This window comes from Pseudomonas sp. NPDC089407, from assembly GCF_044900445.1.
Taxonomy (GTDB): Bacteria; Pseudomonadota; Gammaproteobacteria; order Pseudomonadales; family Pseudomonadaceae; genus Aquipseudomonas.
Genome location: NZ_JBJDNB010000007.1, coordinates 26,490 through 45,973, shown reverse-complemented (window position 1 = coordinate 45,973; position 19,484 = coordinate 26,490). Strand labels below are relative to the sequence as shown.

Here is a 19,484-nt window from a genome sequence, read left to right as displayed (position 1 = left end):
CACAGGATGCCCATGAAACCCGCCCGACTACGCGCCGACCTGCTTGCCGGCCTGACCACCTCGTTCGCCCTGGTGCCCGAGTGCATCGCCTTTGCCCTGGTGGCCCACCTCAACCCGCTGATGGGCCTGTATGGCGCGTTCATCATCTGCACCCTGACGGCGCTGTTCGGCGGCCGGCCGGGGATGATCTCTGGCGCTGCCGGTTCGATGGCGGTGGTGATCGTTGCACTGGTGGTACAGCACGGTGCGCAGTATCTGCTGGCGACGGTGCTGCTCGGCGGGGTGGTAATGATCCTGTTCGGCCTGCTGCGCCTGGGCAAGCTGGTGCGCCTGGTGCCGTACCCGGTCATGCTTGGCTTCGTCAACGGCCTGGCCATTGTCATTGCCATGGCCCAGCTGGAGCATTTCAAGGAGGGCGAGCACTGGCTGAGCGGTGCGCCGCTGTACCTGATGATTGGCCTGGTGGCGCTGACCATGGCGGTGGTCTACGTGCTGCCGAAGCTGACCCGTGCGGTGCCGCCGGCGCTGGTGGCGATTCTGGGTGTTGGCCTGCTGGTGTACCTGCTCGGCTTGCCCACCCGCACCCTGGGTGACATGGCGCATATCGCTGGCGGCCTGCCGGTGCTGGCGCTGCCGAATGTGCCATGGAACCTCGAAACCCTCAAGATCATCGCCCCCTACGCGGTGCTGATGGCCATGGTCGGCCTGCTGGAAACCCTGCTGACGCTGAACCTGACCGATGAAATCACCGAAAGCCGGGGCTACCCGGACCGCGAATGCGTGGCCTTGGGCGCGGCGAACATGGTTTCCGGTTTGTGCGGTGGCATGGGCGGTTGCGCGATGATCGGTCAGACGGTGATCAACCTCAGCTCCAATGGCCGAGGCCGGCTGTCGGGGGTGGTGGCCGGGGTGATGATTCTGCTGTTCGTGTTGTTCCTGTCGCCGCTGATCGAGCGAATTCCGCTGGCGGCCCTGGTCGGGGTTATGTTTGTGGTGGCGCAGCAGACCTTTGCCTGGGCCTCGTTGCGGGTGCTGCACAAGGTGCCGGTGAATGATGTGCTGGCGATCATTGCGGTGACGGTGGTGACGGTGTTGACCGACCTGGCCACCGCCGTGCTGTTTGGTATCGTCATCGCAGCGGTGAACTTTGCCTGGCAGCATGCGCGTGAGCTGTATGCCGATAGCTATGTGGACGAGGAGGGGGGCAAGCACTACCAGGTGCATGGCACGTTGTTCTTTGCCTCGACTACCCCGTTCCTCAACCAATTTGACCCGGCCAATGACCCGGGCAAAGTTACCCTGGATTGCCAGCACTTGAGCTTTGTCGATTACTCGGCGATTGCGGCGTTGAAGACCCTGCGCGAGCGCTATGCCAAGGCGGGCAAGCATTTGCGCGTGGTGCATTTGTCGGAGCGGTGCAAGAAGCTGCTGAAGCGGGCGGGGGAGCAGCACTGAGCATGGTGGTTGTCTGTGCTGGCCTCTTCGCGGCTAAAGCCGCTCTTACAGGTATTTCACCGGAGTCGAAAACGGTGGGGTCCCTGTAGGAGCGGCTTTAGCCGCGAAGAGGCCGGCACTGGCGAATGAATTACTCCCCGCGGTTCTTCTTGACGATGCCATCGGCAATGCTCGCCGGGGCTTCTGCATAGCGGGTGAACTCCATCGAGAAGCTGGCCCGGCCCTGGGTCATCGAGCGCATCGAGGTGGCGTAGCCGAACATCTCGCCCAGCGGCACCTCGGCGCGGATCACCTTGCCCGCCGGTGTCTCGTCACCGTCCTGGATCATGCCGCGGCGCCGGCTCAGGTCGCCAAGGATATCGCCTTGGTATTCCTCGGGCGTGACAACCTCAACCTTCATCACCGGCTCCAGCAGCACCGCACCGCCTTTCTGCGACAGCTGCTTGGTGGCCATCGACGCAGCGATCTTGTAGGCCATTTCGTTGGAGTCGACGTCGTGGTACGAGCCGTCGAAGACCGCCGCCTTGAGGTTGATCAGCGGGTAGCCGGCGAGCACGCCGTTCTTCATCTGCTCCTCGATACCCTTCTGGATCGCCGGGATGTACTCGCGCGGTACCACGCCGCCGACGATCTCGTTGATGAACTCCAGGCCTTCCTTGCCTTCGTCGCCTGGGGCAAAGCGGATCCAGCAATGGCCATACTGGCCACGGCCACCGGACTGGCGGACGAAGCGGCCTTCGATTTCGCAGGTGTTGCGGATTTTTTCGCGGTAGGCCACCTGTGGCTTGCCGATGTTGGCCTCGACATTGAATTCGCGGCGCATGCGGTCGACGATGATGTCCAGGTGCAGCTCGCCCATGCCAGAGATGATGGTCTGGCCGGTCTCTTCATCGGTGCGCACGCGAAATGACGGGTCTTCCTGGGCCAGCTTGCCCAGGGCGATGCCCATTTTTTCCTGGTCGGCCTTGGTCCTCGGCTCCACCGCTACGGAAATCACCGGGTCAGGGAAGTCCATGCGTTCGAGGATGATCGGCTTGTCCATGTCGCACAGGGTGTCGCCGGTGGTCACGTCCTTCATGCCGATCAGCGCGGCGATGTCGCCGGCGCATACGTCCTTGATTTCGGCGCGCTGGTTGGCGTGCATCTGCACCATGCGGCCGATGCGTTCCTTTTTGCCTTTGACCGAGTTCAGTACCGCATTGCCGGAACTGAGCACGCCGGAATACACCCGGGCGAAGGTGAGGGTGCCGACGAAGGGGTCGGTGGCGATCTTGAAGGCCAGGGCCGAGAACGGTTCCTTGTCGTCGGCGTGGCGCTCCAGGTGCTTGTTTTCGTCGTCGGGGTCGGTGCCCTTGATTGCCGGGATTTCCGACGGGGCGGGCAGGTAGTCGATGACCGCGTCGAGCATCAGCGGTACGCCCTTGTTCTTGAACGACGAGCCAAGGATGGTTGGCACGATCTCGTTGGCGATGGTGCGCTGGCGCAGCGCGGCCTTGATCTCGTCGATGCTCAGTTCCTCGCCTTCGAGAAACTTGGTGGTCAGCTCGTCGTTGGCCTCGGCGGCAGCCTCGACCATGTGCGCCCGCCATTCGTCGGCCAGCGCCTGCAATTCGGCGGGGATGTCTTCTTCGCGGTAGCTGGTGCCGTTGTCGGCATCGTTCCAGTAGATGGCCTTCATCTTCACCAGGTCGATCTGGCCGATGAAGTTTTCTTCGCTGCCGATTGCCAGCTGAATCGGCACCGGGTGGTGGCCCAGGCGCTGGTCGATCTGTTTGACCACCCGCAGGAAGTCGGCGCCCTGGCGGTCCATCTTGTTGATGTAGGCCAAGCGAGGCACGTGGTATTTGTTGGCCTGCCGCCAGACCGTCTCGGACTGCGGTTCTACGCCGTCAGCGCCGCTGAAGACCACGACGGCGCCATCGAGCACGCGCAGCGAGCGCTCCACCTCGATGGTGAAGTCGACGTGGCCGGGGGTGTCGATGATGTTGAAGCGGTACTTGTCGGCGAACTGCTTGGTCGAGCCCTGCCAGAACGCCGTGGTCGCCGCCGAGGTAATGGTGATGCCGCGCTCCTGCTCCTGGGCCATCCAGTCCATGGTCGCGGCGCCATCGTGCACCTCGCCCATCTTGTGGTTGACCCCGGTATAGAACAGGATCCGCTCGGTGGTGGTGGTCTTGCCGGCGTCTACGTGGGCGACGATGCCGATATTGCGGTACAGCTCGATGGGCGTTGTGCGGGCCATGGCGGACTACCTGCGGCTGGGCGGATTCCACCACGTTAGCAGACCGGTGGAATCCTGCCGTGCCGCCGGGCCGTCAGTCGGCCTGGGCTTGCAGCATCCACTGGCCATCCACTTCATGGGCCAGGCCGCTGGCCGGCAGCAGGGCCAGCAGGCGCGGGTGCAGGGTGGCTTCGGTGAAGGTCTTGAGGGTGGTCAGGTCCAGCGCGCCGATCAGGGTCAGGTCGGCCTTGGTGTACGACAGCCAGGCCTTTTTCAGCACCTGGGCGACGTCGCTGCCGGCGGTGCTGGCGAAGCGGCGGTGCCACTGTCGGCCTTCGAAGCTGAAGTTGTGCGCGTGGCTGTAGGTGCTCTGGTCTGCGCCTTCCAGGCAGCGGTGGCAGCGGCATGGGCCTTCGCCGAAGGCGTTGCGCAGGTAGCTGTTGAAGTCCACGACGGGCTTGAGGGACAGGCGTTTGTCGACATCGAACAGGTCGGCGATCAGGGGTTCTTCGGCGCTCACTCGGGATCCTCGTGTGGTGTGGCGTGCATCGGCGGGCACCCTAACAGATCGGGGCCTGCAGATCACCTTTTGCAGGCTCGGCCTCATCGCCGGCAAGCCAGCTCCCACAGGGACCCCACATTGCCCAGGGAGATGCAGTACCTGTGGGAGCTGGCTTGCCGGCGATGAGGCCGGTAGAGACAACCGAGACCGCCTGCCGTACTCTACGCGCCCATACGCCTTCCCACCCACTGAGGTAACCCCGCTTGAGCACCAAGTACCCGTACATCGCCACCGTCACCATCAGCGCCGAAGACCGCGGGGGTGATACCGAGGCCTCGGAAAACCCCAACATGCGTGTTGGCCTGGAGGCGGTGACCGAGACCCTGAAAAAGGTGCATTTCGTCGGTACGCTCGCGGCCCCCGAAAAGAATGCCACGCACATCTGCGTGACCCTGGAGAACGGCCTGACCTACTACGGCCCGATTGTCAACGGCCACGCCGAACTTGAAGGCGGCTGGATCGCCTTCGAGTCCGACATGCTTACCCCGGCTGAACTGGGCCTGTAAAACTCAGTTCAATTCCGCCAGGCACTGCTCGAGGATATCCAGGCCTTCTTCGAGCACCTCGGCCTCGATGGTCAGCGGTGCCAGCAGGCGAATGATGTGCCGTGCCTTACCGCTCGGCATCAGCAGCAGGCCTTTGGCCCGCGCCGCTTCCATCACCTTGGCCAGCTGCGCCGGGGCTGGGCTGCCATCGGCATTGACGAATTCGATGCCACGCATGGCGCCCACGCCGGTCAGGCGGCCGATGAACGGGCTAAGGCCTGAGGCCTTCCAGCGCTGGTGGCGACTGACGATGGCCTGCTCCTGGCGTTCACCCCAGGTGGCCACGTTCTCGTCGGTCATCTGCGCCAGGCTGGCCAGCGCCGCCGCGCAGGCAATCGGGTTGCCCGAGTAGGTGCCACCCAGGCCGCCCTTGGGCAGCGACGCCATCACGTCCTTGCGCCCGACCACCGCACCCAGCGGCATGCCCCCGGCAATGCTCTTGGCCAGCAGCAGCAGGTCGGGCTCGATCCCTAAGCGCGAGAAGGCGAAGCGCTGGCCGGTGCGGCCAAAGCCCGACTGGATCTCGTCGATGATGATCAGGATGTCGCGTTCGTCGCAGAAGCGGCGCAGGGCCTGGGCGAAGGCCGGGTCTAGGGCCAGGAAGCCACCTTCGCCCTGCACCGGTTCAAGAATGAACGCCGCCACATCTTCCACCGCCAGCTCGACGCTGAACAGACGGTCCATGGCTTTGAGCGCCTGTTCGCAGGTTACCCCGGTATCGGCGCTGGGGTAGGGCAGGTGGTACACCGGCCCAGGCAGTTCGCCGACCCGTTGCTTGTAGGGGGCGACCTTGCCGTTGAGGTTCAGGGTGGCCAGGGTGCGGCCGTGGAAGCCGCCGTCGAAGGCGATGATGGCGCGCTTGCCGGTGGCGCCACGGGCCACTTTCAGGGCGTTTTCCGCGGCTTCCGCGCCGCTGTTGGTGAGCATGCCGGCCAGCGGGTAGCTGACCGGTACGAACTGGCTCAGCTGCTCCATCAGGGCCAGGTACGGGCCATGGGGTGCGGCGTTGAAGGCGTAGTGAGTCAGGCGGGTGGCCTGGGCCTGGATCGCTTCGACCACGGCCGGGTTGCAGTGGCCCAGGTTGAGCACACCGATACCGCCGACGAAGTCGATGTAACGTTTGCCGTCAGTGTCCCAGACTTCGGCATTGCGGCCATGGGAAAGTGTGATCGGGTGAACGATGGCAATGGATTGGCTGATACTTTCCTGGTTCATGGGGCACGCGGACCTTGTTCGAGTTTCTTATTATCCAAGCGTGTTGGCGGGTTATTCCGCAAACGAATTATTCGATTGCGGTCATTCCATGGATTCGTGATCTGGCCGGTTTTTGTGTCTGCCATTCCGGCCCTATCGCCGGCAAGCCAGCTCCCACAGGTACGGCACAGGTCTTGAAGGCTGTGGGGTACTTGTGGGAGCTGGCTTGCCGGCGATAGGGCCAGTGCAGGCGTAATCAATCCCCCTCAGCCACCCGCTCCCGAATCCACTGCACAAAGGCCCGAATCTTGGGCACTTCGGCGGCATGTTCGGCATGCGCAATGAAGTGCCGGCCATTGCTCGCTACTGGGTGGTCCCAGGCCACCACCAGCTTGCCCTCGCTGAGTTCTTCAGCCACCAGATACCGCGGAATCAGGGCAATGCCGCAACCGGCAATGGCTGCGCGAATGCACAGGTAGAACGTGTCGAAGCGCGGCCCGTGGTAGCTGTTCTGGCTGTGCAGCCCCAAGCCCAGAAACCACTCATGCCAGGCCTCCGGCCGCGATACGCATTGCAACAGGCGGTGCTCGGTCAGCGCCTGGGCGCTGTCGAAACGGTGGTTGGCCAGCAGCTGCGGGCTGCACACAGGCACTACCTCTTCGCTGAACAGCTCGATGCAGGTTGCCCCGGGCCAAGTGCCCTGGCCGAAGAAAAACGCGACATCGGCCTTGGCCTGCACCAGGTCAAACGGCTCCAGCTCGTTGCGCACGTCCAGGTGAATGCGTGGGTATCGGTCGCCGAAACCCTTGAGCTTGGGCACCAGCCAGCGCGCGCCGAAGGTGGGCTGGGTAGCGATACGCAGTACTTCGGTTTCGTCGCCGTAGCTGAGGATGTAGCGGCTGGAAATGTCGATCTGGGTGAGGATCTTGTTCACTTCGGTGAGGTACAGCGCGCCGGCCGGTGTCAGGTGCAGGCGCCGGCGAATGCGCTGGAACAGCGAGTGCGAAAGCATGTCCTCAAGCTGCGCCACCTGCTTGCTGACGGCGCTCTGGGTCAGGTGCAGTTCCTGCGCCGCACGGGTGAAGCTGAGGTGGCGGGCGGCCGCTTCGAAGCACTGAAGGGCGGTGGTCGAAGGCATCAGGCGTTTGGACATGACGGGCAAATACCGAGCAAAAAAGGAAGAAGTTCATTCCAAAGCGGAATCATGTGGTTCGAAAAGGTCGTTTGTTGACCCCGGCCTATAGATTAATACTGACCTGGATCAACGATTACAACCGGTCATGCGAAGAGGAGGTCAGTACCCGCATTCGGCATCTGCAAAACAACAACAACGACTATCAGACATTTACAAGAATTCTGCTCCGACCTTCAGCCGCCACGCCGCGGCCGACCCATTCGAGGGTTCTTCATGGCTTCGCAAGACAATAAGAAACAGCGTTCGCTGCAACACGGCCTGACCTCGCGTCAGGTGTCCATGATCTCCATCGCCGGCATCATCGGTGCCGGCCTGTTCATCGGCTCGTCCAACGCCATCGCCACCGCCGGCCCGGCCATCCTCATCTCCTATGCCATGACCGGCCTGCTGGTGTTGCTGGTGATGCGCATGCTCGGTGAAATGGCCATCGCCAACCCCAACAGCGGCTCGTTCTCCACCTATGCCTCCGAGGCCATCGGCCCGTGGGCCGGCTTTACCATCGGCTGGCTGTACTGGTGGTTCTGGGTGCTGATCATTCCGGTCGAGGCGATTGCCGGTGCCGATATCCTGCATGCCTACTTCCCCGGCGTACCGTCGTGGCTGTTCGCCTTCCTGATCATGCTGGTGCTGTCCGGCACCAACCTGGTCAGCGTGAAGAACTTCGGCGCCTTCGAATATTGGTTCGCGCTGGTCAAGGTGGTGGCGATCATTGGCTTCATCGGTGTCTGCACCCTGGCGGTGTTTGGCTTCTGGCCGCTGGCCGAGGTGTCCGGGGTTAGCCGGCTGTGGGACACCGGCGGCTTCATGCCCAATGGCTTCGGCACTGTGCTGGGTGGCGTGCTGATTACCATCTTCTCGTTCTTCGGCGCCGAGATCGTCACCATCGCCGCTGACGAAACCGCCAACCCGAAAGACAAGATCCGCCGCGCGACCAACCTGGTGGTGTACCGCATCGCGATCTTCTACCTGGCGTCGATCTTCCTGGTGGTGTCGCTGGTGGCCTGGAACGACCCGGCGTTGAAAGCGGTCGGTTCGTTCCAGCGGGTGCTGGAAGTGCTCAACGTGCCGGGTGCCAAGCTGCTGGTCGACCTGGTGGTGCTGGTGGCCGTGACCAGCTGCATGAACTCGGGCCTGTACACCGCTTCGCGCATGCTCTACTCGCTGGGTGCCCGTGGCCAGGCGCTGAGCGTGACCAAGCGCATCTCTGGCTCGGGCGTGCCGACTGTGGCGGTGATCTTCTCTACCCTGGCGGGCTTTGCCGGTTGCCTGGTCAATTATGTGTTCCCGGGCAAGGTATTCGGCTTCCTGTTGTCTACCACCGGTGCCATCGCCTTGCTGGTGTACCTGGTGATTGCCGTGTCGCAACTGCGCATGCGGGCCCGTGCCGAGCGCGAAGGGCGCCCGCTGGAGCTGAAAATGTGGCTATTCCCGTACCTGACCTGGCTGGTGATCGGCACCATTGCCCTGGTGCTGGGCTACATGCTGTTCAGCGATGCCTACCGCTATGAAACGCTGATGACCGCGGGTGTGACCGCATTCATCCTGCTGGTTTCGCTGACCCAGCGGCGCGCCAAGGTGGTTGCCCAGACCGCCTGATGTTTCTGCTTTAATGGGGGCGTTGCGCGCCCCCCCTATCTATAAGCACAGGAAGCGTATGAACGACCACACCCTTTCCCTGCAGGCCCTCGCAGCGCCTGAAGGTACCTGCTACGGCTGCGGCTGTTCTCACCCCAGCGGCCTGCACCTGCAAAGCCATTGGGACACCGACGGCATCCACCTGGTGTGCCGGCATGCACCTGACAGCACCTTTATTGGCTGGCCCGGCCTTGTGTATGGCGGCCTGCTGGCGATGCTGGTCGATTGCCATTCCAACTGGACGGCCATGGCTTACCACTACCGCCACGAAGGCCGCGAGCCGGGTAGCCTGCCGCGAATCGACTGCGTCACCGGCACGCTCAACCTGACGTACCTGAAACCTACGCCAATGGGTGTCGAGCTGTTGCTCAAGGCGCGCGTGGAGGGTGAAGTGGGGCGCAAGAGCCGGGTGATCTGCGAAGTGTGGGCCGACGATGTGCTGACCGTGACAGCCGACTCGGTGTTTGTCCGCGTCGATACCGAAAAGCTCAAGCTCAAGGCCCACGGCCAGGCCTGAGCTTCCAGCGCGGATAAGTGGTCGGTGATGGTCAGCGGCCGGGGATGTCTCTAGAGTGACAGGTTCATTCCCCAGGCAAGGTTGATCATGACCGATCTCAGTGCTTTCCCCATCACCCGCAAGTGGCCCGCCAAACACCCCGAACTGCTGCAGTTGTACTCGCTGCCAACGCCTAACGGCGTCAAGGTTTCAATCATGCTCGAAGAGATCGGCCTGGCCTACGAGCCGCACAAGGTCAGCTTCGACAATGACGACCAGCTCAGCCCAGAGTTCATCTCGTTGAGTGCCAACAACAAGATCCCGGCCATCCTCGACCCCAACGGGCCGGGCGGCCAGCCGTTGCCACTGTTCGAGTCGGGCGCGATCCTGCAGTACCTGGCGGAGAAGAGCGGGCAGTTGCTGAGCCAGGACCCGGCCCAGCGTTACCAGACCCTGCAGTGGTTGATGTTCCAGATGGGCGGCATCGGGCCGATGTTCGGCCAGGTCGGCTTCTTCCATTTCTTTGCTGGCAAGGAATATGAAGACAAGCGCCCGCGTGACCGTTATGTGAACGAGTCCAAGCGTTTGCTTGGCGTGCTGGACCGGCACTTGAAAGACCGGGAGTGGATGGTCGACGCGTACAGCATCGCCGATATCGCGATCTTCCCGTGGGTGCGTAACCTGGTGGAGCGGTACAATGCGCGTGAGTTGGTGGGCTTTGATCAGTTCAAGGAAGTGCAGCGGGTGCTGGCGAAGTTCCTCGAGCGGCCGGCGGTGCAGCGGGGCCTGAAAATTCCAGTTTGATGTTGGCTGTACTGGCCCTATCGCCGGCAAGCCAGCTCCCACAGGAACTGCACAGGGGCTGAGGCCTGTGCAGTACTTGTGGGAGATTTTATGGTTTCCAGCAAGCTGGCTTACATGTACTGCACAGATCTTCAGGCCTGTGGTGTACCTGTGGGAGCTGGCTTGCCGGCGATAGGGCCAGTAAATGCAACACAAGATTCGAAATCAGAAAATCTGATTCAGCAACCAGTACAAACTGCCGGCCAACAGCATTGCAGCCGGCAAGGTCAGTACCCAGGCCATCAGCAGGTTGACCAGCGTGCGCCTCTGAACGCCCGAACCATTGGCCACCATGGTCCCGGCCACGCCGGAACTCAGTACATGTGTCGTCGACACCGGCAACCCGAACATATCCGCCGCGCCAATGGTGCACATCGCCACCACTTCGGCCGAAGCGCCTTGTGCATAGCTGAGGTGCGTCTTGCCAATCTTCTCGCCCACTGTCACCACGATGCGCCGCCATCCCACCAGGGTACCCAGCCCCAACGCGATGGCCACGGCAACCTTTATCCACAGCGGGATGTAGCGCGTGGCGTCATCCAGTTGGGTCTTGAACAGTTGCAATTGGCCGCGGGTGTCGGCATCGAACGCGACCAGCCGGTTTTTTTCGATCAGGCGGATGGCTTCGCTGGTCAGGTACATGTCATTGCGCACGTTGGCCATGGCTTCGGCTGGCACGCGCTTGATCGAACCATAGCCTTTGACCTGTTCGCCGATCACCCCGGTCAACGCTGCCAGCGCCGGTACCAGTTGCGGGCTGACCTTGGGGGCGGCGATGAACAGCGTCAGTACCTGGCGCGGGTCGGCCGGTGCCGGATGCGGGTCGCTGCGTACCAGCGCCTGGCGGGTCACCTCGGCGACGGCGGAAAACTGCAGGGCCTGCTCGTTGGGCATGGTCTTGTTCAGTGCATACGCCATGGGCAGGGTGCCGACCAGGATCAGCATGATCAGGCCCATGCCTTTCTGGCCGTCGTTGGAACCGTGGGCAAACGACACCCCGGTGCAAGTCAGGATCAACACAGAGCGGATCCACCATGGCGGCGGGGTCCGGCCTTCCGGCGCCTGGTACAGCGCCTTGCGCTTGACCAGCGCGCGCAGGGCCAGCAGCAGCAGGGCAGCGCAGGCAAACCCGATCAGTGGGGAGAACAACAGGGCATAACCGACCTTGCTGGCCTGGCTCCAGTCCACGCCGCTGGTGCCGTCACGCCCGTGCATCAGTGCATTGGCCACGCCCACGCCGATGATCGAACCGATCAGGGTGTGCGAGGATGATGCCGGCAGGCCCAGCCACCAGGTGCCGAGGTTCCAGATAATCGCCGCCAGCAACAGGGCGAAGACCATGGCAAACCCGGCGGATGAGCCAACCTGCAGAATCAGCTCGACCGGCAACAGCGCGATGATGCCGAACGCCACTGCGCCGCTGGAAAGCAGCACCCCGAGGAAGTTGCACAGCCCGGACCACACCACGGCCACCGGCGCCGGCAACGAATGGGTGTAGATCACCGTGGCAACCGCATTAGCGGTGTCATGAAAGCCATTGACGAATTCAAAGCCCAGGGCAATCAGCAGCGCCAGGCCCAATAGCAGGAAGGGTGTGACCGTGGTGATTACTGTGCCGCTGGCGGTCACGTCTTGCTTGAGGCTCCAGGCGGTGTAGGCAATGCCGGCCAGTAGCAGGCCGAAGAACAGCAACAAGGTGGCGCGCCCGGGCTTCTGGCCAAGTTGTGGGCGTGAATCGCATTGGGCCAGTTGCGCCTGGCTGGCCAGTGACGGGGTTGCCATGGGGGCTCCGGTCGGCGTTGGGCGAAAGTGCCGAAGGCCTTGAGCATAGAAACAATTGGTAACCCGACCGTGACCTCGATCAATGAATTATCTAGGCTCAAGACAGGCGGTAAGGGCAGGAGATAGTCATGATTTGCTGCAAGCGCGTCTATGACGCGGCGGCGAAGGAGGATGGCCAGCGCGTGCTGGTCGATCGCCTGTGGCCGCGCAACAAGCGCAAGGAAGACCTGCACGGGCAGTGGTTGCGAGAAGTGGCACCTTCGGCGCAATTGCGTAAGGCGTTTCACCAGGGCGAGGTCGATTTTGCCGGTTTTACCCAGCACTACCGGCAGGAGCTGGCCGCTCATCCGGAGTATTGGTATCCACTGCTGGACATGGCGGGGAAGGGGAGGCTGACCCTGCTCTATGCTGGCAAGGATACCGAGCACAACAATGCGCGGGTACTGGCTGACTGGTTGGAAGACGAGCTGGACAGGCGTGGGCCTGGAAGTTCGCCGGTGTGTTATGCCCGGTGAGTGATTTTTGTTGCACTGGCCCTATCGCCGGCAAGCCAGCTCCCACAGGTACGGCAAGGCCGTCGAGACTACCGCTGTACCTGTGGGAGCTGGCTTGCCGGCGATAGGGCCGGACCTGCCAAACCCGAGAGCACAGGTGTGATGTCACTAAAGCTAACCCCCGCCGCCGCCTGCCACTGCACCTTCGCCCGCAACCTCACCCGCCGGGCCATGCTGCCGTACTACCGCGAGTTCGACCTGCTGTGGATCGAGGAAGCCTTTGACGAGGCGTGGGGCTGGCGCGAGCAGTGGTTGGTGACTGAGGACGACACCATGCTGGGCTTCTGTAGCCTCAGCCAGGACCGCCAGGCATTGTTCATCCGCGAGTTGCACCTGTTACCCGAGCACCGTGGGCGCGGGGTTGGCAGCTGGGTGCTGGAACAGTTGGCGCTATGGGCCAGGCAGAGGCGCTTGCCGTTGTTGCGCCTGATGGTGTTCCGCAGCAACCCGGCCCGCTTGTTGTACCAGCGCCATGGCTTCGTCGAAATGGGTGAAGACGATTGCTTCGTGCGGATGCAGCGAGCAATCAGCTAATAGCGAAATGATGGCTTGTCGCGGTCAAAGCGCATGGGCATAGTGGATCCAAACATTTAAGACCACTTTCGGTCGTGCATGAACAATGTCAGGGAAGAAAAGCAGCCCATGAGTGGAATCGGTCCGCGATTGCGAGAAGAACGTGAGCGACTGGGCATGACCCAGCGCGTATTTGGTGATATTGGCGGGGTCGAACCCAACGCCCAGGGCAAGTACGAAAGCGGCGAACGTACGCCCCGGATCGATTATCTGGCAGCGTTGGCGGCCAAGGGCGTGGATGCGCTGTACGTGCTCAGTGGCATTCGCACACCGGCACCGCTCGAGGGTTTGAGTGCGGACGAGTCCGGTTTGCTGGGGGCTTTCCGGCAGTTGTCGTTCGACGATCAGGCGGCGCTCTGGCACCTGCTCGGGCGCCTGGTTAGCCAGGATAAAGCCCAACAAAAAGTGCGGCCTCTCACACTTGAGCGTCAGACGCTTCTTACAGAGGTAATGCGTTAGGCCCACCGTGAAAAATTTTGTTAAGGTGGCGGGATCCAATCGCCCTGTTGACGAGGTGTGTGCTTGATTAGGGTCTTAGTGGTCGATGATCACGATCTGGTACGAACCGGTATTACACGCATGCTGGCCGACATCGATGGCCTGCAGGTGGTGGGTGAGGGCGATTCGGGGGAGTCGGCGCTCAAGCTGGCCCGTGAGCTGAAACCGGACGTGGTGCTGATGGATGTGAAAATGCCCGGCATCGGCGGCCTGGAGGCTACCCGTAAACTGCTGCGCAGCCACCCGGACATCAAGGTGGTTGCCGTGACCGTGTGCGAGGAAGACCCGTTCCCCACGCGCTTGTTGCAAGCCGGCGCTGCTGGCTACCTGACCAAGGGCGCAGGCCTTGATGAAATGGTCCAGGCGATCCGCCTGGCGTTTGCCGGCCAGCGCTACATCAGCCCGCAGATTGCCCAGCAACTGGCGCTGAAACCGTTCCAGCCGCAGGGCTCGCCGTTCGACGCGTTGTCCGAGCGGGAAATCCAGATTGCCCTGATGATTGTCGGCTGCCAGAAAGTGCAGATCATCTCCGACAAGTTGTGCCTCTCGCCCAAGACCGTCAATACTTACCGGTATCGGATCTTTGAAAAACTCTCGGTCACCAGCGACGTCGAACTGACCTTGCTGGCCGTTCGCCACGGTATGGTTGACGCAAGCCTGTAAAACCTCATGTCCCAAGTCTTTGATGCCAGCGCATTCCTGGCGACCTGCAGCGGTCGCCCGGGCGTTTACCGGATGTTCGACGGCGAAGCCCGGCTGCTTTACGTGGGCAAGGCCAAGAACCTGAAGAAGCGGCTTGCCAGCTATTTCCGCAAGACCGGCCTGGCGCCCAAGACTGCCGCGCTGGTTGCGCGCATCGCCCAGGTCGAAACCACCATCACCGCCAACGAAACCGAGGCGTTGTTGCTGGAGCAGAACCTGATCAAGGAATGGCGCCCGCCGTACAACATCCTGTTGCGCGACGATAAGTCCTACCCTTACGTGTTCTTGTCCGACGGTGAGTTCCCGCGTCTGGGCATCCACCGTGGGGCGAAAAAGGCCAAGGGCCGCTATTTCGGCCCATACCCCAGCGCCGGTGCCATTCGCGAAAGCCTCAGCCTGCTGCAAAAGGCTTTTTCCGTACGCCAGTGCGAGGACAGCTACTACGCCAACCGTACCCGGCCGTGCCTGCAATACCAGATAAAACGCTGCAAAGGGCCCTGCACCGACCTGGTCAGTGCCGAGGAATACGCCGAGGACGTGCGCCACTCGGTCATGTTCCTGGAAGGCCGCAGCCAGCAACTGGGCAACGAGCTGAATGCCGAGATGGAAAAGGCCGCCATGGCCCTCGATTTCGAAAAGGCTGCCGAGTTGCGCGACCAGATTGCCCTGCTGCGCCGTGTGCAGGACCAGCAATACATCGAAGGTGGCAGCGGCGATGTCGACGTCATTGCGGCTTTCGTCAACCCGGGTGGCGCCTGCGTGCACCTGATCAGCGTGCGCGGCGGGCGGGTACTGGGTAGCAAGAACTTCTTCCCGCAGGTCGGCATCGAGGAGGAGGTGGCCGAGGTCATGGCCGCGTTCCTCTCGCAGTACTACCTGGGCAACGCCGAACGCGAACTGCCTGGCGAGCTGATCGTCAACGTGGTGCACGAAGACTTTGACGCCATCAGCGAGGCACTGCACACCCTGCGTGGCCGCGAACTGACTATCAGCCACCGGGTACGCGGCACCCGCGCCCGCTGGCAGCAGTTGGCCGTAACCAATGCCGAGCAGGCACTGAATGCGCGCCTGGCCAACCGCCAGCACATGGCTGCGCGTTTCGAGGCGCTGGCCGAAGTGCTGGGCCTGGACGAAGTGCCGCAACGCCTGGAATGCTACGACATCAGCCATTCCAGCGGCGAAGCCACCGTGGCCAGCTGCGTGGTGTTCGGCCCCGAAGGCCCGCTGAAGTCAGACTACCGGCGCTTCAACATCGAAGGCGTCACTGCCGGTGACGACTATGCCGCCATGCACCAAGCGCTGACCCGCCGTTACGGGCGCATCAAGGACGGTGAAGGAAAGCTGCCCGACGTGCTGCTGGTGGACGGTGGCAAGGGCCAGTTGAACATGGCCCGCGACGTGATGCAGGAGCTGGGTTTCACCGACCTTACGCTGCTCGGGGTAGCCAAGGGCGTCACGCGCAAGGCCGGTTTCGAAACCCTGTACCTGAACGACGTGCACCACGAATTTACCCTCAAGGGCGATTCTGCAGCCTTGCACCTGATCCAGCAGATCCGCGACGAAGCACACCGTTTTGCCATCACCGGCCACCGCGCCCGCCGTGGTAAGGCCCGCCGGGTGTCGAGCCTGGAGGATGTGGCCGGGGTAGGGCCGAAGCGCCGGCGCGACCTGCTGAAACATTTCGGCGGTTTGCAGGAGCTCAACCGCGCCAGTATCGATGAGATCGCCAAAGCCCCCGGCATCAGTAAAAAGCTTGCCGAATCAATTTATGCCAGCCTGCATAGCGAGTAGAATGCCGGGCTCAACTTGCGGCCAGTCGTACCGATGAATATTCCAAACCTGCTCACCGTTCTACGCGTCCTGCTCATCCCGATTTTCATTCTGCTGTTCTACATGCCGTATCACTGGAGCTACATGGCCGCCAGCAGTGTGTTCGCCGTTGCTGCCGCCACCGACTGGCTGGACGGCTACCTGGCGCGTCGCCTGCAGCAGAGCACGCCGTTCGGCGCCTTCCTCGATCCGGTGGCGGACAAGCTGATGGTGGCGGTGGCCCTGGTGCTGCTGGTGCAGACCCACGCCAACTTCTGGCTGACCCTGCCGGCGGCGGTAATCATCGGCCGCGAGATCGTGGTGTCGGCGTTGCGCGAGTGGATGGCCGAGCTGGGCGCGCGGGCGCATGTGGCGGTGTCCAACCTGGGCAAATGGAAAACCGCGGCGCAAATGCTGGCGCTGGTGATTCTGCTGGCCAACCCGCCGGCGGTGACGTTCTGGGTAATCCTCGGTTATGGCTTGCTGCTGGTGGCAGCGGGGCTGACCCTGTGGTCGATGGTGCACTACCTGCTGGCCGCCTGGCCGCACCTGCGCGAAGGCTCGGAACAGAAATAAAAGTTTTTTGAATCAAGGGGTTGACTCGGTTTCGGAAATCGCTAGAATGGCACCCATCACGACGCGGGAATAGCTCAGTTGGTAGAGCACGACCTTGCCAAGGTCGGGGTCGCGAGTTCGAGTCTCGTTTCCCGCTCCAAATTCGATCCCGGCTGCGTCGCCGGGATCAAAAAAAGAGGCCTCAGGGCCTCTTTTTTTATGCCTGAAATTTACCTCTCTCCCTGATCATCGGTGCAGGCTGGCGTTTGACCTACGCCTTCAAAAAGTATCTTCAACCGTCCTGTATCAGGTTCCAAGCCTGATAGGTGCGCGTGCCCATCGTTTCGGCACTTGCCATCAGCTTCTCATCAAGATTGCCCTGTGAAACTTCCTCATAGTGCCCGGGAATGCATTCCGGGTGATTGTGATGGCGGTAGCTGACGTGGGCGCGTGCGAAAGACCGGACTCGGCTGTAACCCTGGGGCATTGGTGTGCCCTTGCGAAGTCGGGTGAGCACGTTCTTCGTATTCGCAATGGTCGCGACATTTTGTGCCTGGCGCACCGCGAGCGTTCAGCCTTGTTGTGCCTGGAGCCTGGGTGGCAGGGCTTAATGGTTTTACGCCCGGGGTTGCAGGTGCTCAGTGGCAGTGCCTGGGTGCTGCCTTTGTCGCAAATGAGCCTTTTCAAATTGCAGTTTTTTATCGATCAGGGGGGCGTGCCTGGGAGGCAACCTGCCCGGAGCGAGCCCTGGGCCGTACTGAGCGAAGGTGATAGTCAGGGGCGAGCAGCCGCCGGGCTGGAGCCCTGGTACCTCACCCTGGCGTTGCAAGGTGATGCGGCCTACCGAGCTTTCGCCAGTCATTTGCGCAGCAGTGAGAGTTACCAGCTGCTCGGTTTTTTGTTGGAGCAAGGTTCAGGCAGGGAAAAGCTCCAGGACCTTGCTGGCCGGTATGGCGTGTCGGTCTCGCACTTCAGAAGGCTTTGCCGTCAAGCGCTGGGTGGTGCAGCCAAGCCCGAGTTGCGTGGGTGGCGAACCGCCCGAGCGCTCCTGAGCATGGCGGAAGGTGCTGCGTCCCTGACGGACGTTGCCCTGGAGTTTGGCTATGCCTCCTCCTCGCATTTTTCCAAAGAGATTCGAGAGTTGGTCGGCGTTGCGCCGAGCAGTTTGATCGATATCACCCGCCTTTCGAGCGAATGAAGTGATGATGGTGAAACGTATTTGGCCGCGAGCGGCCTTGCTAGCGCTTTGTTGTGTATTGCCGACGGCTCCGGTGGCTGCGTCTGTGCATACTGGAGAGGGCTATGTGGCGCGTCAGGAGAGCCTGCGTGCGTTCTTCGATGCACTGTCAGCGTCTTTGGATAAACCGATCATTCTCAGCAAAGCAGCCGCTCGGCGCACCATCAGTGGCGATTTTTCGCTGGTCGCACCACAGCAGACGCTGGAGCGTGTTGTTCGGCAAATGGCGCTGATCTGGTACAGCGATGGCCAGACGTTATATGTCTATGAGGCGGCCGAAGCGAAAAGCGCTGTTATTTCGCTCAATACCATTACTGTGCAGAAGCTGGACGCCTTCCTGCGCAGCTCCGGTTTGCGCGATGCCCGATACCCTCTGCGTCACGATGGCTTGCGGACCTTTTACATTTCTGGTCCGCCGATCTATGTCGACCTGGTGGCGCAGGCCGCGCAGTTCATGGACAACCAAAGTGCCGGCCTGCAACTCGGGCAACAGCGCATTGGCGTTATCAACCTGCGCAATACCTTCGTTGCAGATCGCAAGTACGAGCTGCGCGACCAAAGCATCACGGTACCGGGCATTGCGACGGCTATCGAGACGCTGCTCAAGAGCGAAAGCCGTGGTGTCGACGCAGTGGTCAACAAGAACGGCGAAGGGCGCCCGAATGGCATGCCGAACGTTCCGTTAGAGGCGTTGGGGGCCCTCGAATCCGCATCTACCGACAAGACGGCGCCACGGATCATCGCTCGCGATCTGGCTGCCGGCAATATCCGCGTAGTGGCCTACCCCGATACCAACAGCCTGTTGGTCAAGGGGCTCCCGGAACAGGTGCACTTTATCGAGAATCTGGTCGCTGCGCTCGATGAGCCAAAGCGTCATGTCGAGCTCTCCCTGTGGATCATCGATCTGCATAAAGACGATCTCAATGAGTTGGGCGTCGACTGGAAGGGATCGTTCAAGGTCGGCTCGAAGGTGGCGGCATCGCTCAATGGCGGCTCGCTGAGCACGCTGGATAGCGCTTCGTTCATGGCTGCCATTTCAGCGCTGGAGACCGACAACCGCGCACGGGTGGTCTCGCGGCCGGTTGTGCTGACTCAAGAAAACGTTCCGGCGATTTTTGACAATAACCGCACGTTCTATGCGCGACTGATCGGTGAGCGCAGCGTTGAGCTTGAACACGTCACTTACGGTACTTTGGTCAGCGTCTTGCCCCGGATTTCAGCGTCCGGAGAAGTCGAGATGGCACTTAACATCGAGGACGGCAGTGTAGTGGAGTCGGCCAACGAGCAGTCGTCAGGGACCGACGCGCTGCCGACGGTTGGCCGAACGCGTATCAGTACAGTGGCTCGGGTGCCACGGGGTAAAAGCCTGCTGGTAGGCGGCTTCACCCGTGACGAGAGTGGAGAGGTGATCAAGCGTATTCCGGTGTTGGGGCACATTCCTTATCTGGGGCGGATGTTCAGCTATAGGCAGACCCGTCAATCCAACACGGTTCGGGTATTCCTGATTCAACCCAAAGAGCTCGATAGCCCGTTGGAGCCAAGCGCCATGCAGATTGGTTCGCAGGTGATCGGCACTGTGCCACGAGACCCGGCCGACCACGCGGTGCTTCGCGTGCTGGAGCGCTGAT

General features: G+C 61.9%; 18 protein-coding genes and 1 tRNA gene. 14 read left to right on the top strand and 5 right to left on the bottom strand.

The features are described from left to right. The first annotated feature begins 12 nt into the window (after window positions 1–12). Window positions 13–1,455: a SulP family inorganic anion transporter gene (locus ACI2KG_RS07630; RefSeq protein ID WP_404661445.1), complete on the top strand. Its 1,443-nt coding sequence runs from the start codon at window positions 13–15 to the stop codon at window positions 1,453–1,455. Between the two features lie 130 nt (window positions 1,456–1,585). On the opposite strand, the gene fusA is transcribed toward ACI2KG_RS07630, so the two are convergent. Both fusA and ACI2KG_RS07620 read right to left on the bottom strand, forming a co-directional pair. Beyond that, complete coding sequence (gene fusA / locus ACI2KG_RS07625; RefSeq protein WP_404661444.1) at window positions 1,586–3,697, bottom strand: elongation factor G; 2,112 nt, start codon at window positions 3,695–3,697, stop codon at window positions 1,586–1,588. A gap of 73 nt (window positions 3,698–3,770) precedes the next feature. After that, window positions 3,771–4,196 carry a hypothetical protein gene (locus ACI2KG_RS07620; RefSeq protein ID WP_404661443.1) on the bottom strand — a complete coding sequence of 142 codons (426 nt, stop codon included), beginning with the start codon at window positions 4,194–4,196 and terminating at the stop codon, window positions 3,771–3,773. A gap of 245 nt (window positions 4,197–4,441) precedes the next feature. Here ACI2KG_RS07620 and ACI2KG_RS07615 point away from each other — a divergent pair, with 245 nt between their 5' ends. Next, window positions 4,442–4,744: a hypothetical protein gene (locus ACI2KG_RS07615; protein ID WP_201199645.1), complete on the top strand. Its 303-nt coding sequence runs from the start codon at window positions 4,442–4,444 to the stop codon at window positions 4,742–4,744. A gap of 3 nt (window positions 4,745–4,747) precedes the next feature. Here ACI2KG_RS07615 and ACI2KG_RS07610 read toward each other — a convergent pair whose 3' ends face one another. Then, window positions 4,748–5,998 carry an aspartate aminotransferase family protein gene (locus tag ACI2KG_RS07610; RefSeq protein ID WP_404661442.1) on the bottom strand — a complete coding sequence of 417 codons (1,251 nt, stop codon included), beginning with the start codon at window positions 5,996–5,998 and terminating at the stop codon, window positions 4,748–4,750. 235 nt (window positions 5,999–6,233) lie between these two features. Further along, on the bottom strand, window positions 6,234–7,130 hold the full coding sequence (gcvA, locus tag ACI2KG_RS07605; protein WP_404661441.1) for a transcriptional regulator GcvA: 897 nt from the start codon (window positions 7,128–7,130) through the stop codon (window positions 6,234–6,236). Window positions 7,131–7,385: 255 nt separating this feature from the next. On the opposite strand from gcvA, the gene ACI2KG_RS07600 reads away from it, so the two are divergent. From ACI2KG_RS07600 to ACI2KG_RS07590, 3 genes are all read left to right on the top strand, one after another. Further along, window positions 7,386–8,768 carry an amino acid permease gene (locus ACI2KG_RS07600; RefSeq protein ID WP_400619954.1) on the top strand — a complete coding sequence of 461 codons (1,383 nt, stop codon included), beginning with the start codon at window positions 7,386–7,388 and terminating at the stop codon, window positions 8,766–8,768. 58 nt (window positions 8,769–8,826) lie between these two features. After that, window positions 8,827–9,324, top strand: a complete 498-nt coding sequence (locus tag ACI2KG_RS07595; RefSeq protein ID WP_404661440.1) for a PaaI family thioesterase — start codon at window positions 8,827–8,829, stop codon at window positions 9,322–9,324. Window positions 9,325–9,411: 87 nt separating this feature from the next. Then, window positions 9,412–10,107, top strand: a complete 696-nt coding sequence (locus ACI2KG_RS07590; RefSeq protein ID WP_404661439.1) for a glutathione S-transferase N-terminal domain-containing protein — start codon at window positions 9,412–9,414, stop codon at window positions 10,105–10,107. A 204-nt stretch (window positions 10,108–10,311) separates the two neighbouring features. Here the strand turns inward: ACI2KG_RS07590 and ACI2KG_RS07585 are convergent, their stop codons facing one another. Continuing rightward, window positions 10,312–11,928, bottom strand: coding sequence for an inorganic phosphate transporter (locus ACI2KG_RS07585; protein WP_404661438.1), 1,617 nt, complete (start codon window positions 11,926–11,928; stop codon window positions 10,312–10,314). A gap of 128 nt (window positions 11,929–12,056) precedes the next feature. Here ACI2KG_RS07585 and ACI2KG_RS07580 point away from each other — a divergent pair, with 128 nt between their 5' ends. The 9 genes from ACI2KG_RS07580 (at window position 12,057) to sctC (ending at window position 19,483) form a co-directional block, all read left to right on the top strand. Next, a complete protein-coding gene (locus ACI2KG_RS07580) occupies window positions 12,057–12,443 on the top strand; it encodes a DUF488 domain-containing protein (RefSeq protein WP_404661437.1) in 387 nt (128 codons plus the stop codon). A gap of 141 nt (window positions 12,444–12,584) precedes the next feature. After that, window positions 12,585–13,016, top strand: a complete 432-nt coding sequence (locus ACI2KG_RS07575) for a GNAT family N-acetyltransferase (RefSeq protein WP_404661436.1) — start codon at window positions 12,585–12,587, stop codon at window positions 13,014–13,016. Window positions 13,017–13,124: 108 nt separating this feature from the next. Beyond that, the gene (locus ACI2KG_RS07570) at window positions 13,125–13,514 is read left to right on the top strand and encodes a helix-turn-helix domain-containing protein (protein ID WP_404661435.1); all 390 of its coding nucleotides are present in this window, start codon (window positions 13,125–13,127) and stop codon (window positions 13,512–13,514) included. 63 nt (window positions 13,515–13,577) lie between these two features. Next, entirely contained in the window at window positions 13,578–14,216 is a 639-nt protein-coding gene (gene uvrY / locus ACI2KG_RS07565; RefSeq protein ID WP_003251380.1) for a UvrY/SirA/GacA family response regulator transcription factor, read from the top strand. Window positions 14,217–14,222: 6 nt separating this feature from the next. Continuing rightward, complete coding sequence (uvrC, locus tag ACI2KG_RS07560) at window positions 14,223–16,046, top strand: excinuclease ABC subunit UvrC (RefSeq protein WP_404661434.1); 1,824 nt, start codon at window positions 14,223–14,225, stop codon at window positions 16,044–16,046. A gap of 33 nt (window positions 16,047–16,079) precedes the next feature. Then, window positions 16,080–16,640, top strand: coding sequence for a CDP-diacylglycerol--glycerol-3-phosphate 3-phosphatidyltransferase (pgsA, locus tag ACI2KG_RS07555; RefSeq protein WP_016711578.1), 561 nt, complete (start codon window positions 16,080–16,082; stop codon window positions 16,638–16,640). A 63-nt stretch (window positions 16,641–16,703) separates the two neighbouring features. Next, a tRNA-Gly gene (locus tag ACI2KG_RS07550) sits at window positions 16,704–16,779 on the top strand. 267 nt (window positions 16,780–17,046) lie between these two features. Beyond that, complete coding sequence (locus tag ACI2KG_RS07545) at window positions 17,047–17,817, top strand: helix-turn-helix domain-containing protein (protein WP_404661433.1); 771 nt, start codon at window positions 17,047–17,049, stop codon at window positions 17,815–17,817. Window positions 17,818–17,821: 4 nt separating this feature from the next. Beyond that, window positions 17,822–19,483, top strand: a complete 1,662-nt coding sequence (gene sctC, locus ACI2KG_RS07540; RefSeq protein ID WP_404661432.1) for a type III secretion system outer membrane ring subunit SctC — start codon at window positions 17,822–17,824, stop codon at window positions 19,481–19,483. Window position 19,484 lies beyond the last annotated feature (1 nt).

Excerpts from the sequence above, each read along its gene's own strand:
- ACI2KG_RS07630 (WP_404661445.1), top strand. The coding sequence starts at position 13 with ATGAAACCCGCCCGACTACGCGCCGACCTGCTTGCCGGCCTGACCACC.
- fusA (WP_404661444.1), bottom strand. The coding sequence starts at position 3,697 with ATGGCCCGCACAACGCCCATCGAGCTGTACCGCAATATCGGCATCGTC.
- ACI2KG_RS07610 (WP_404661442.1), bottom strand. The coding sequence starts at position 5,998 with ATGAACCAGGAAAGTATCAGCCAATCCATTGCCATCGTTCACCCGATC.
- gcvA (WP_404661441.1), bottom strand. The coding sequence starts at position 7,130 with ATGTCCAAACGCCTGATGCCTTCGACCACCGCCCTTCAGTGCTTCGAA.
- ACI2KG_RS07600 (WP_400619954.1), top strand. The coding sequence starts at position 7,386 with ATGGCTTCGCAAGACAATAAGAAACAGCGTTCGCTGCAACACGGCCTG.
- ACI2KG_RS07595 (WP_404661440.1), top strand. The coding sequence starts at position 8,827 with ATGAACGACCACACCCTTTCCCTGCAGGCCCTCGCAGCGCCTGAAGGT.
- ACI2KG_RS07590 (WP_404661439.1), top strand. The coding sequence starts at position 9,412 with ATGACCGATCTCAGTGCTTTCCCCATCACCCGCAAGTGGCCCGCCAAA.
- ACI2KG_RS07585 (WP_404661438.1), bottom strand. The coding sequence starts at position 11,928 with ATGGCAACCCCGTCACTGGCCAGCCAGGCGCAACTGGCCCAATGCGAT.
- ACI2KG_RS07580 (WP_404661437.1), top strand. The coding sequence starts at position 12,057 with ATGATTTGCTGCAAGCGCGTCTATGACGCGGCGGCGAAGGAGGATGGC.
- ACI2KG_RS07575 (WP_404661436.1), top strand. The coding sequence starts at position 12,585 with ATGTCACTAAAGCTAACCCCCGCCGCCGCCTGCCACTGCACCTTCGCC.
- ACI2KG_RS07570 (WP_404661435.1), top strand. The coding sequence starts at position 13,125 with ATGAGTGGAATCGGTCCGCGATTGCGAGAAGAACGTGAGCGACTGGGC.
- uvrC (WP_404661434.1), top strand. The coding sequence starts at position 14,223 with ATGTCCCAAGTCTTTGATGCCAGCGCATTCCTGGCGACCTGCAGCGGT.
- pgsA (WP_016711578.1), top strand. The coding sequence starts at position 16,080 with ATGAATATTCCAAACCTGCTCACCGTTCTACGCGTCCTGCTCATCCCG.
- ACI2KG_RS07545 (WP_404661433.1), top strand. The coding sequence starts at position 17,047 with ATGGCGGTAGCTGACGTGGGCGCGTGCGAAAGACCGGACTCGGCTGTA.
- sctC (WP_404661432.1), top strand. The coding sequence starts at position 17,822 with ATGATGGTGAAACGTATTTGGCCGCGAGCGGCCTTGCTAGCGCTTTGT.